Origin of the sequence: Paenibacillus sp. 1A_MP2 (assembly GCF_052244825.1) — a bacterium.
Taxonomy (GTDB): Bacteria; Bacillota; Bacilli; order Paenibacillales; family Paenibacillaceae; genus Paenibacillus; species Paenibacillus vandeheii.
Map to the genome: position 1 here is coordinate 5,133,810 of NZ_JBQQCS010000001.1, position 12,698 is coordinate 5,146,507.

General features: G+C 48.2%; 9 protein-coding genes and 4 pseudogenes. 6 read left to right on the forward strand and 7 right to left on the reverse strand.

Annotation, left to right across the window (positions count from 1 at the left end):
- Positions 1 to 37: 37 nt before the first annotated feature.
- Together ACTWJ7_RS24985 and ACTWJ7_RS24990 are read right to left on the reverse strand one after the other, a co-directional pair.
- Positions 38 to 325, reverse strand: a complete 288-nt coding sequence (locus tag ACTWJ7_RS24985; RefSeq protein WP_029880748.1) for a hypothetical protein — start codon at positions 323 to 325, stop codon at positions 38 to 40.
- A 101-nt stretch (positions 326 to 426) separates the two neighbouring features.
- Entirely contained in the window at positions 427 to 774 is a 348-nt protein-coding gene (locus ACTWJ7_RS24990) for a YlbF family regulator (protein ID WP_024629123.1), read from the reverse strand.
- 280 nt (positions 775 to 1,054) lie between these two features.
- Here ACTWJ7_RS24990 and ACTWJ7_RS24995 point away from each other — a divergent pair.
- From ACTWJ7_RS24995 to ACTWJ7_RS25015, 5 genes and pseudogenes are all read left to right on the forward strand, one after another.
- Positions 1,055 to 2,421: pseudogene (locus tag ACTWJ7_RS24995) on the forward strand (YheC/YheD family endospore coat-associated protein).
- 30 nt (positions 2,422 to 2,451) lie between these two features.
- Complete coding sequence (locus tag ACTWJ7_RS25000; RefSeq protein ID WP_079345937.1) at positions 2,452 to 3,642, forward strand: YheC/YheD family endospore coat-associated protein; 1,191 nt, start codon at positions 2,452 to 2,454, stop codon at positions 3,640 to 3,642.
- A 61-nt stretch (positions 3,643 to 3,703) separates the two neighbouring features.
- Positions 3,704 to 5,077, forward strand: a complete 1,374-nt coding sequence (locus ACTWJ7_RS25005; RefSeq protein ID WP_024629120.1) for a YheC/YheD family endospore coat-associated protein — start codon at positions 3,704 to 3,706, stop codon at positions 5,075 to 5,077.
- A pseudogene (locus ACTWJ7_RS25010) lies at positions 5,077 to 6,182 on the forward strand (YheC/YheD family endospore coat-associated protein). The gene ACTWJ7_RS25005 and the pseudogene ACTWJ7_RS25010 overlap by 1 nt, the downstream one beginning before the upstream one ends.
- Before the next feature lie 35 nt (positions 6,183 to 6,217).
- A pseudogene (locus ACTWJ7_RS25015) lies at positions 6,218 to 7,416 on the forward strand (YheC/YheD family endospore coat-associated protein).
- Between the two features lie 111 nt (positions 7,417 to 7,527).
- Here ACTWJ7_RS25015 and ACTWJ7_RS25020 read toward each other — a convergent pair.
- The 4 genes from ACTWJ7_RS25020 to ACTWJ7_RS25035 all read right to left on the reverse strand — a co-directional run bounded on the left by ACTWJ7_RS25020 (position 7,528) and on the right by ACTWJ7_RS25035 (position 9,518).
- Complete coding sequence (locus ACTWJ7_RS25020; RefSeq protein WP_443146420.1) at positions 7,528 to 7,821, reverse strand: transposase; 294 nt, start codon at positions 7,819 to 7,821, stop codon at positions 7,528 to 7,530.
- Positions 7,712 to 8,389 carry an IS3 family transposase gene (locus ACTWJ7_RS25025; RefSeq protein WP_443146421.1) on the reverse strand — a complete coding sequence of 226 codons (678 nt, stop codon included), beginning with the start codon at positions 8,387 to 8,389 and terminating at the stop codon, positions 7,712 to 7,714. Before ACTWJ7_RS25025 ends, ACTWJ7_RS25020 begins: the two co-directional genes overlap by 110 nt.
- The gene (locus ACTWJ7_RS25030) at positions 8,386 to 8,706 is read right to left on the reverse strand and encodes a transposase (RefSeq protein WP_367620525.1); all 321 of its coding nucleotides are present in this window, start codon (positions 8,704 to 8,706) and stop codon (positions 8,386 to 8,388) included. Before ACTWJ7_RS25030 ends, ACTWJ7_RS25025 begins: the two co-directional genes overlap by 4 nt.
- A 125-nt stretch (positions 8,707 to 8,831) precedes the next feature.
- Positions 8,832 to 9,518, reverse strand: a complete 687-nt coding sequence (locus ACTWJ7_RS25035; RefSeq protein ID WP_024629117.1) for an HAD hydrolase-like protein — start codon at positions 9,516 to 9,518, stop codon at positions 8,832 to 8,834.
- 288 nt (positions 9,519 to 9,806) lie between these two features.
- Between ACTWJ7_RS25035 and ACTWJ7_RS25040 the strand changes: the two are divergent.
- Positions 9,807 to 11,524: pseudogene (locus ACTWJ7_RS25040) on the forward strand (methyl-accepting chemotaxis protein).
- 125 nt (positions 11,525 to 11,649) lie between these two features.
- Here ACTWJ7_RS25040 and ACTWJ7_RS25045 read toward each other — a convergent pair.
- The gene (locus ACTWJ7_RS25045; protein ID WP_301879492.1) at positions 11,650 to 12,630 is read right to left on the reverse strand and encodes a Gfo/Idh/MocA family protein; all 981 of its coding nucleotides are present in this window, start codon (positions 12,628 to 12,630) and stop codon (positions 11,650 to 11,652) included.
- Positions 12,631 to 12,698 lie beyond the last annotated feature (68 nt).

A 12,698-nucleotide genomic window follows, 5' to 3' on the forward strand; every position in this document is an offset into this window, starting at 1 on the left:
AACCAACTCTATTACCATGTCACATGTGATTCAAACCTTATACAGACTTGCTCTGCTCCTGCTTGTCCACCAATTTCATCTCCCACTGCCGTAGCTTTGCCCGTCGAACAGCTTCCAGTGCACGCTTCTTCTCTTCATCTACACCAAGAATAAAATGCAGATGTGCACCAACGATTAATAACGAGAACAGCACCCATACGATGCCAAAAATATTAACCCAGTCCATTCCACCAGCAAAGGAAATCCGCGGCAACGCAATGACCAGCATCGACAACGCGATAAGCAGATAGATCACATGTTTTGCTTTCTTCAACCTTTTCACCATTCACAGCTCCTTCGTTCTTGATCGACTCTATATGTCTAGTCTATGAACGATAAGGAGCTAATATGAAAGGTTCAGGCAAAAAAACGGGACAAGGTTTAGGCTTAGGCTTCAGCGCCACCGTAAAGATGACCCAGACTGTCTGCAATAATTTTGTTCACGTCTTCAATAATGACACTCAGGCGACGTTCAGCGTCAAACAGACGACGGATGTTCAGGTTCAGGCTTAGTACTTCAAACAGCTTCTCCATTTTCTCCATCTCGTCCGGAGCAGGCATATCCCCACTCATCATACGCTGTTGCAATTCCATTTGTTGATCACGGAAGTTATCCAGCATGGCCTTTGCTTCCGGGTCTACTTCAATCAGCTTCATCGCAGAAGTAATTTCTTCTACCTCGCTGCTTTCTCTCAGTGCTTTGGCCAAATCATTGGCTTTGTCATAAATGTTCACTATAATTCCTCCTCATATTGGGTTGTCCTTCTGTTGTTCATTCGTATTCATTCACATTCTCATCGCATCGTTCACCCGTGTTAATACACGTATTTCACTTCCGTCAAACAAAGGTTGCGGAAACATGCCATCCATTACCTGCCGAGCATCAAATGCATTTAATCCAAATAGGTCAATCACCAAGGGTTATATGTCCTCATATGATGAAGCACATGCCATGTTTAGATGCCGTTCAACTTCGAGATCAGACATCAAGTTGCCGCCCGGAAGGAGATCCGTGATGTCCACTAAAAAAGTAACGATTCAGGTTACCGGCTCGGGCATCCTGCAGGACGACGTCATCATGCTGGGCGAAGGGGTGCTTAAGGCGCTTAAAATCCCTTCTGGCCGACCGCTTCAGCTGCAATTCGGCTCTTTCCGCCGTGAAGTCACTGTCATTCCTGTTCCCAGGTATGACGGTCTGCGCATCAATCAGACGGTAGCCAGCAAGACCGGCCTTGTTCCCCGTTCGGTCCTGAGGATATCCTATCGTTCAGCCAGCAGTACGCTGCGCATTGGACCCTACATCAGTGTATTGGTTAGCCGGGATTACCCTGATCAGCCCGATCGGCCCTTTGGCTCCATCACGATGTTCTGTCAGGAACTGGTGAACGCCTGCCGGAAGCAGGGCGCCTATGTATCCTTTTTCACACCGGAGGATATTAGATCGGTAACGGGTTATATGAAAGGCTGGGTGTATGATGACGGCTGGAAAAAGACCGTTCTGCCTATAGCAGACGTCGTCAATAACCGGCTGACGTCCCGTAAGCTTGAGAACAAACCTAGCGTACAGCATTTTATGAAAGAAGTAAAATCGCTCTACGGCACACAAACTTTCAACGAAAAGTTTCTGGACAAAAATGAAGTATTCGATGCCTTGAAGTCCATTTCAACATTGAAGAGGGTGCTGCCCGAATCCCATTTGCTCAAAACCTCAGCCACCCTCAAAACCATGTGCAACCGATATCCGGTTGTCTTTCTGAAGCCCGTTCGCGGGTCGCTTGGCAAAGGCATCATCCGGGTCTCCCGTCAAAGTGACGGCAGCTTTCTCACCCTCGCCACTGGCGTTGGAGGTACCCGAAAACAAACGTATACTTCTCTGGATAAACTGTATGCCAGTATGTCCGGGAAAATGAAAACAACGCGTTACCAGATTCAACAGGGTCTTACCCTTATTGATAACAGCGGCAGACCCGTAGATTTCCGTGCGCTTGTGCAAAAAAACCGTACGGGCAAATGGAGTGTCACTTCCATCGTCGCACGTATTGCAGGCGGCAGTCACTATGTATCCAACCTGGCACGGGTGGAAGCCTCAGTACCGTCAAGGAAGCTGTAGCCAAAACCCAATTGTCCGGATCAGCCAAAGCTTCTGCTTATGCAGGATTGCATACGGCGGCCTTGGATATCGCCAAAGGCGTTGAAGGAGCCATACCCGCCCATTTTGGTGAACTCGGCATCGACCTTGCTATGGACACCAGCGGAAGGGTCTGGCTGCTCGAAGTGAATTCCAAACCGTCCAAGAACGATAATACGCCACTTAGCGAGAGCAAAATACGGCCTTCGGTCAAAGCGATGCTGGAATACTCCACCTATCTGGCCGGATTCTGAAGAGTCATCCATTAGAGGAGGTGCAGCGGAATGTTCCTGCAACAGCAGACCAACACAGTAGCCATCCTGGTTCGGGCAACAGAAGGCTCGCCTCCTTTCGTGGATGAACTCTTCTGCCGTCGTCTCAGTTTGGATAGTCACCGTTATGGGCTGAATATCATTGTGCTGGCCGTATCGAATAAACCCAGCGTATCCAGGCTCACACAGGGCTATGCATTCGACAGGGGCAGATGGAACATCGTGCCTCTCCCAGCAGTGGATTTGATCATGAATCGCTGTCTGCTCCCGCTCCCTGGAATATTTAAACAGCAGCTTCAGACAATTGTTTCCTCAAGCAACGGACACCATGTCCGTTACTGGTCTGCTTCCTTGCCTGGTAAATGGAAGGTACACCGCGCCATGTCTTCTGATCCAAAACTGCGTACTCTTCTGGCGCCTACGACGCTGTTTCAGTCGGATACTTTATGGGAGCAGTGGCTGGAGCGCTGGCCGAAAGGTATTTTCTTCAAACCTGTATCGGGCACCCATGGTAAAGATACGTTTCGCCTTTATCACGACGAGCATCACACCTCCTGGATCATGGAGGGAAGAAATACTCGCAATGAATTGATTCACCGTACATTTGAGCATCGCCAGGATGTCTCTGCCTGGCTGGATTCATACAAGGCCGGTAAAAAGATGATCTTACAGCCGTATCTGGAACTGAGTCATCACGGACGACCGTTCGACATTAGGGCCTTGGTGCAAAAAAATGGGCAAGGACGCTGGTCTCTAACCGGATGTATGGTACGGGAAGGACCGGCTGGCTCACTCACTTCCAACTTGCATGGAGGGGGAAAGGCGTACCCCGTGCATCCTTATCTGTTGGAACGATACGGGAGCAAGCAATCCGATACTCTGCTGGAGTCCATCAGGCAGGCTGCTGCCTGCATTCCCACCCTGTTAGAAAGCCGCTTTGGCAGACTGGCCGAACTGGGTCTTGATTTCGGAGCAGATGTTCAGGGTCGCCTCTGGCTGCTCGAAGTGAATTCGAGACCGGGACGTTCCTCATTCGCAGAGGCGGGTGACCCACGTATGCACAGTCTGACCTACACCCGGCCGCTTGCCTATGCCCGTTATTTGCTGCAACAACATGTTCTCACGGACGTGAAGCGTCTAATGAAAATGCCGAATACATCCAGCACAGCTGGCCTGAAACCCATCCCGATTCACGGCGGTTGAGGCACGCAGCGCCCCGCTTGCCATGGAGCCGAAGGATCTTTTCAGGATAGGAGGATAAATCATGAGTTTGACCTTTTGCAATCTGCATTTCACACAACAGCCGGATAAAGTGGTTTATGTATCCAACGCATTAATGAAAAGTCTAAATCTATCCGGCAAAAAAACGATTCATCTGCGGTTTGGTCGTGACCGGGTGCCCGCAACCATCAAACCGATCAAAAAGGCTGGCAAACATATTTATCTCGCTTCGGGTATACGCAACCTAATGAACGTTCCGAAACGGGGCAGCATCTACCTCCGCAACCTGCAGAACGATGAAGTTCAGTTGGGTCCACTGATCGGCGTGTTGTCTGACGGACCTTCGTCTGGCTCCAATCCGTTTGGTTCACGTACCGGCTTTATCAAACAACTGCTCCGCGAAGGCAGCCGTAAATCCTATATCTATGCGTTCACCCCAAGAGATATTAACTGGCAGAATGAAACGGTATCCGGTTTTTTCCTTAACGACAACGGAAGCTTTAGTCGCAAAACGGTACCTCTGCCAGACGTCGTGTATAACCGGTTACCCAGCCGCCGCTCTGACTTCTCACCAGCAATCAACCAGCTGCGGGAGCGATTTGTCCGGCGCAAGATCCCTTTCTTCAACTGGAGTTTCTTTAACAAGTCGGATATCTATAAGCTGTTGGAGAACGAACCGGCTGCCGGACGTTATATTCCAGAATCCATTACCAATCCGACGGTAGAACAGATGAAAGAAATGCTGGAACGCCATCAGTTTGTCTACTATAAACCAACAGCAGGAAGTCTGGGCAACGGGATCTATCGACTGACCTATTCGCCCAAACGTGGATATTTCGCCCGTTATCGCAAAAAAAGCGGCAATGCCCTGCTGCGTTTCGGTTCATTCAACAGCCTGATGCGCATGCTTCAGGGCAGACACGGCAAACAGCTCCGCGGTTATGTCGTTCAACAGGGTATCCGGCTCATTGAGATCGACGAATGTCCGATTGATTTCCGCTTTCACATGCATAAAAACGGAAACAATCATTGGGTGGTCGTCGGCATTGGCGCCAAAAAGGCTGGCCGAGGCAGCGTAACCACACATATCAAAAATGGTGGTTCCCTGATGACCCCTGAGCAGGCGCTCAGCCGCAATTTTGGCGACCGAGCGGGAGAAGTGCTCCAGCATGCCAAATCCGTCGCTATTACACTGGCCCAGGCGATTGAAACCCAGCACCAGCATCTGATTGGTGAGATTGGCTTTGATCTGGGCATTGATCAGGAGGAACATGTATGGATGTTCGAAGCGAACGCCAAACCCGGCCGCTCCATTTTCCGTCACCCTTCGCTCCGGCTGGAAGGAAAATCATCGGTGGAGCACATCCTGGAACATTGCCTGTATTTGAGCAAATTCCGGAAGAGAGACGGCATTTGATGAGCCTCCAGGATGATTTTAGACCCGTAATTGCCATCCTGACCATGCATGATGATCAACGGATGTTCAGAGGAAATCAACAAAACTTCCTGGATATTGTGCAGACGGGCGAAAGTATGGGATATGTGGTGTACGTCGTGACTGTGCGAGATTTGAACGTGAGCGGCCCCACCGTGAAAGGATACACGTACAACAATGGAAGTGGGAGATGGACTTCACAGTCCTTTCCTCTTCCCCATGTACTCTACAATCGGATCCCCAACCGGGAAGATGAACGCAAACCTTCAGTACAGCGAAAAATTGAAGAATGCATGCATTCAGGCATCGAACTGTATAACCCTTTTTCTTCAACAAATGGAATTTGTTCGAATGGCTTAAGAAATCCAAATCCACCCAGCACCTGATCCCATATACTCGCCGGATGCGAACCGCAATCGCTCTGGGGACCGTGCTGAGGTCACATCCCTACCTGTATCTGAAACCAGAGAGTGGTAAGGCAGGCAAAGGAATCATGATGCTCAAATTCCAGGAAAAAGAACGCCTTCCTTATCGGCTTAAAATACAGAGCACCCGAAAGAGCACCACGTACAAAGCAGCAACTCTTTCCAAGCTATGGGCAAGGATTCGCAAGGAAACCGGACACACGCCCTACATTATGCAACAGGGTATTGAGCTGGCGTTGTCCCGCAAGCGTCCATTCGATCTACGGGTACTTGTGCAGAAAAACGGTAAAGGACAGTGGAGTATAACGGGAATTGGAGCCCGGCTCGCTGGCTCTCGTAGCATAACCACCCATGTGCCGCGCGGAGGCACCGTGGAGGACCCGGAGAAGCTGCTCACCGATCTCTTTGGAGAAGAAATGTCGAATACACTGATGAGGCGGGTGAAGTCTACTTCATTGTTGATCGCCAGACAAGTGGAACGAGGCTCCGGGCATACGCTTGGTGAAATGTCCATGGATCTCGGCATTGACGATATGGGCGAGATCTGGTTTTTCGAAGCAAATGCAAAGCCGATGAAGTTCGATGAACCGCAGATTCGGCGGAAGTCATTGGAACGTATTTTTCAGTACAGCGCCTACCTTGCCCGTCAGTCCAAACGATGATGAACAGGAATAACAGCTAAAGAAGGTGATTGTTTGTGTCCTCACCTGTTCTGGGCATTATGACGTTGTACTTAAATGAACATCGCGCTCTGGAAGAACGGAGCATATACCGCAGAATGATCCTTGAAGGGCGCAAGCGGGGACTCGATGTTTATGTGTTCACACCTGCCGATGTACATTCAGGGGCAAACAGATTGAGGCAATGGTCTTTCATTCGGAAAAAGGCTGGTCCCGGGAATGGCGTTCATTCCCGGATATCATCTTCGACCGCTGCCGCATACAGCGTAATCGCAGATTTCAGCAACTGCTTGCCTTTCGGCAAAAGTATGGTCACTTGCTCTTTCTCAACCGTCCATTGCGTAACAAGTGGACCATTCATCAGACACTCTCCGCAAGGCCAGCCTTTCGCGAGCATTTGCCAGACACCCTTCTGTTCCAGGATATGTCCGATGTCAATCGAATGCTGAAAGTCTCCTCCCTCATCTATCTGAAGCCCATTAATGGAACGGGAGGACGGGGTATACTCCGCATCGAGCGGAGCGGCAACGAGGCCAATACGGTTCTTGTGCAGGGACGGGATCAGAAGCGTCGGATCATCACCCCGCGCAAGGTCCATTTGTCACGCCTGGGCTCACTTCTCCAGAACTGGAATATGAAGGACAAATACCTGGTTCAACAGGGAATTCAGCTCCAGCTCCCGAATGGCCGTGTTCATGATTATCGAATGCTGGTTCAGAAGAACGGTGAAGGACAGTGGGAATTGACGGGATGCGCTGGGCGGATGGGTGCAGAGAAAAGTGTGACCTCCAATCTTCATGGCGGTGGTCAGGCTATATCGATGCACAAACTGATGAAACAATGGATTACGGATGAGCAGCAGCGAGCAGAAATTAACGCAACGGCCGAGAAATTCGGGATTGATGTAGCCACGTTTCTGGAAAACACCTATGGCAACTTGTGTGAATTGGCTCTGGATTTGGCGATTGACAAGAGCGGACACATCTATCTGCTTGAAGTAAATCCGAAACCTGCACGTGAGGTGTTCGCCCGCATTAGAGAGAAAGACACCTATCTCAAAGCGATCACCCAACCATTGGAGTATGCCTTGTGGGTGTACCGCAACCATCCAAATTCAAGCCCTCCCCCTCGTGGCGTGAAGGTAACCAAACCAGTCAAACGTCGCGTAAAAGGTAAATATCCCACACTCAAAAGGACCAGAAGATCCCGGTTATGACTCGTTACACTTCATTTGGTAGTGAACCGCGAATCCTCCTTGGATTAAAAAAACCGCCACCTCCAACGTCTAAATTGGTCTTACCCCTGTCAAGTAGACAGATGAAAAAAGCTATGCTGCCAGTGCGCATCGATATTCAATCGGTGCGCGCTGTTTGAGTTTGGCTTGAAAACGTCGGTAATTGTAATTGTACATATAATCTTCCACGGCTTGTCGAATCTCTACTTCTGAATTACACTGGTTGAGGTACAGCTTCTCTGTCTTGAGATGCGAAAAGAAGGATTCGATGCATGCGTTATCCAGGCAGGTTGCTTTGCGAGAGTGGCTGCCCTTCACGCCGAATGCTTCTAATCGTGTGTTGTACGCCTGAGACGTGTATTGGAAGCCCTGATCCGAATGGAGCACGGCTTCCGAAACGTCTCTTTTTTGTCCATTGTTCCACCGTATCCAATACGAGCTGAACATCGTTCCGTTTAGATAATTGCCAAGCTACAATTTCGTTGTTGAACAAGTCTTGAATCACAGACAGGTAAACGAATGTGTTTCCATCTGAAATATAAGTAATATCCGTCACCATTTTTTGCTGGGGTGCTGTGGCATGAAATTTGCGCTTCAGGCGATTCGGATAAATCACAGATGGCGTATAGCTGGACTTCTTCCGCTTCTTACGAATTACCGATTGTATCGATAGTTCCCGCATGATTCGCCATACTTTCTTGTGATTAACGTTCAGACCAGCCTCCCACAACGCCGTTGTCATGCGAGGATAACCAAACTCTCGGTTTGCAAAATGAATAGCCATCATGTGTTCTTTGATCTCACGCTCACGGTCTTGTCTTGCGTCTCGCTGCGGCTGTGTTGCTCGCCATTTGTAGTAACTGGAACGGGGTATTCCTGTAATCGATAATAGGCGTGTAATGCCATGCGAGCAGCGCAATTCGTCTATGATATCGTAGTTCTCCCGTTGGCTCAGCGCTTCTCCTTTACTAGATTTGGATACCGCTTTTTTAAATAATCCACCTGTGCTTGAAGGTAATCCCGTTCTTCTTCTACACTGCTAAAGGCAGTACGGGGACGTCCTTTCATTGGATTCGGAACATTGTTTTTTCGATCATCAAACGCTTCCCCGTTTTTCCATTTTTTTACCCACACCTTCAGTTGTGAACAGTTTCGAATTCCTTCGCGATCAGCGACCACCTTGTAACTTGAAGAACCTTCGACATAGGATCTAACTGCATTCAATTTAAACTCTTCGGTATACGTCTGAAATGTTTGTCCTTTTTTGGCCATAAAAATATCCCCTCCAAGTGTCACTTGAACCCTCATGATAACATGAAGGTTTTTTCAAGTGTCTACTTAAAGGGGATAATACCAAATGGACTTTGAGGGGGCGGTTTTTCTATTTTTCTATTTTTCTACTCGGCTTCCCGATACAAACGAAGCAGTTCCGTAAAATCAGAGATCAGTACATCTGATCCTGCAAGTTCTTCGTCCCGACCGAATCCTGCATAGGCACAGCCGATGACGGTCTGGTTGTTCATTTTGCCTGCCTCCACATCAGAAGAGCGGTCCCCTACCATCCATGCATCCTGAATTCGATGCTTCTCAAGCAGGATCTGAACCAGATTAACTTTGGAAGGGGTCTTGTACTGGCCTGCACTATACACGCCTTCAAAGAGCGGCATGATCTCATGAGCAAAGGCCACGCCTTTCACATAGTCCTCCAGCCCGTTACTGGCAACAAATAAGCGCACACCTTGCTCTTTTAATGCTTCAAGCGTCTCTTTTACTTGCGGGTACAGGACAGAGCTTCCTCCATCGAGTCCCTCAATCTCCAGCTGAAGCAGCAGTTCATCTGCACGACGATGCGCCGCAACGGAAGCTTCAGGCATAACCACTTTCCATATATCCTCTAGCAACATCCCCAGGCTCCCAAGCATTCGTTCTTCAGGAGGAGTCTCTCCCTCAAAATGCCCTTCTGCCCGCAATGTATCAAACAGCTGATGATAGGCTGGCAACAACAGGGTTTCCGTCTGAAATAACGTACCATCCATATCAAAAATCATCGCTTCCGGTTTACGCAATACCGTCTCTCTTGTCATGTCCAATGTTCCTTTCGGATTGGGATATGTATTCGGAATCGTTCCCCTTCCATGATAAACATAAACGTTTGGCAGTGTAAACCGCGCAATGTAAAACATCTGTGTCATCAACGTTAGACAACATCCACAAACATTATACTTAAATTAAACAAACTATATACAATCATACTTCATTAAAGTATAATACTGAAAATATAGTACTTTAGACACTCAACCTAAAGAACTATTACAGCTATCATCCAGGTTTTTTCGACAAATACATATACCCCAAGGAGAGGAACAACAAACATGAAAAAGCACAGGACCTTCAAAATTTTTTATAAGATTGGTTTGGGCTATTTGCTCGTACTCACTGTATTGGCGGGCTGCATCCTTTTGATCCAGAACAGTACCAGCAAGCTTCAAAGCGAATTGGATTTTCTCGTAGATCACGATATGAAGGTACACGCTCTGACATATGAAATTGAAAAGAGCATGGTGGATATGGAAACAGGCCAGCGGGGCTACGTTATCACAGGGCAGGAAAATTATCTTGACCCGTACACAAACGGAAAAGAACAGCTGGCCGTGCTCAAGGAGCAGCTGGCTACATTAATCTCGGACAACCCCTCACAGCTGAAGCTGCTTGAAGATATACATAGTTATATGGAAAACTGGATTCAAATCGCGGGAGAACCGGTTGTTATGTTGCGCCAGGCCAATGATATGACTTCCATCCGACAGTTTTTCACGACAGATCCCGGTAAAAAAGACATGGACCAAATTCGGCAATCCCTGAATACGTTCCGAACCAATGAACTGGCGCTAACCGAAGCACGTACAGAAGCATTGAAACAGAAAAACAAAGTACTGAATTGGGAGTTGTACGGAGCACTGATCCTTGTTGCGATAATCTCGGTCATCGCTGCCTTAGTTTTGTCCCGTTCCATTGTAAGAAACATTCGCACAGTAACACATGCACTGAATGATATCGGCTCCTCCAATGGTGATCTGACCCTGCGTATTGCCACTCCGATGAAAGATGAAACACGGGAATTGGCTGAGGCTGCCAACACCATGCTCTTTGGATTGCAGCAAATGATGCTAGACATTCAAAGCAATGCCACTATTCTGAGCACAGCCTCTGATCGACTGGATAAAGGCGTGTCTGACAATCACATCGCAGGAAAAGAGGTCGCCACGGCCATGGAGCGTGTCGCTGAAGGTGCTGATGAACAGGTTGCCCTTACTCAAACCATGGTCGCTGCGATGGAACAATCGCTCATGGGGCTTAATCGGGTCGCCGCTTCAACAGCCGACGTAGCTGAACGTGCTGTACGGACTGAATCCATCGCCGTTGACGGACAACAGCGTATCGATAATGCTGTTGGGAAAATAACGTTCATTGAGCAATCCTTCCTGTCTGTACAGGAAGCCATTAACGAAATTTCCAAAATGTCTGATCAAGTGATCAACATTGCTGATTCCATGTCAGGGATCGCAAGGCAAACCAACCTGCTTGCACTCAATGCTGGAATTGAAGCCGCTCGTGCGGGGAACATGGACGTGGATTTGCCGTCGTCGCCTCAGAAATTCGCAATCTCGCAGATCAAAGTGCCACGTCAGCGAAGGAAATTACAAACATATTGGAAACTGTTGTAACCGGAGTTCAAAACACGGCCCATGTGGTAGACGAGAGTACACTCCATGTCAACGAAGGATTACGGACGATTAAAGATGCAGGGTATGCCTTCACAAATATTACCCAGCACATTCATGATCTCAGCGATGAGTTTCAGGACATATCCACGGTTGTGGAACAATTGACAGCCGGCAGTGAAACGGTAATGAAGTCCATTAACGAAGTTTCTGCCGTAGTTGAGGACACCGCATCAGCCACGGAAGAGGTATCGGCCATGACCGAAGAACAACTTGCTTCCCTGCAGGAAATGACGGACACCTCCAAGCAGTTAAACGAAATGTCAGATGCGCTTGATCAACTGGTTAACCGATTCAAGCTTGCCTGACATTATGGATTATATCTAAACAAACCAAAGAAGCAGATCCTACTCCATCAGGATCTGCTTCTTTGATTTTGTCAAAAGGAAGGAAATTGAACACGATTCCGTTTCTAACCCGGCACCATTGTGGATTAGGATTGATCTGGATTTTCTGGATTACGCAGCGCTTCAAGGACAAGCTGTGCATGATAGCCATCGTTGAAATCGTATATTCTGGCAGATTGACCCTGAATACGGGCAATAACGTGTTTTAATACAGGTAGCTGGCTTAAGGATTCTTCTACTTGGACGGGAACAAGTGACTCTCCGTTGCGTCCACTCCATAGTTGATCCCAGTTCTCCAAAGCAATCGTTCCTTCTGTGCCGTAAACCACCATGGATACACGCTCTTCACCTGCAAAATGTGCAATCCCGTTTAACTGGATTCGTGTTCCATCCTCCAGCTCCATCGCGGCTTGAACTTCATGTTCACATTCCCCTGTATTTGGAGGAAATCGAACCTGACTGTTAATCACGTGTATAGAACCAAACACCTTTTGGATCATATGAATCCAATGAATTCCCACTTCAAGAATAAATCCGCCCTGCTCTCGACTCGTAATCCAGGCATTTTGCTGCCACGCTCGAGGCCACTGGGGGAATTGAAGGATCAGATCGATTTTGCGAATCTCGCCAATTGTTTCCTGCTGAATCAACTCTTGCAGTTTCACTACTGACGGTTCATGCGGCATGGAGAAATGGATTGCGTGTACTACACCGGCTTTCTCAGCTTCCTCCAGCATTGCTCTAGCTTCATCCACACTGTTCGCCAGTGGTTTCTCACAGAACACATGAATCTTGCGCTCTAACGCGTCCATAACGATGGGATAATGATATTTAGGCGGAACTGCAATGTACAGCAGATCAACCGCATGTGTGTCGAGCAATTGCTTAAAATCCGTATACCTCTTCGTCTCAGGATGAGAGGAAGCAAGCGATGCCAAATTTTCCTCATTGGAATCGCACACCGCTACAATCTCTACTTTTCCGGATAGTTCTGCCTGTGTCGCCTGATGTATCATATGTAATCCCATTTTGCCCAAACCAATTACAGCCATTTTTATCGTTGTCATCCAACTCACTCCAATCGAATTTCAGTATAAACAGAAAGCGTAACATTGCCAATCCTTTACACGGATAC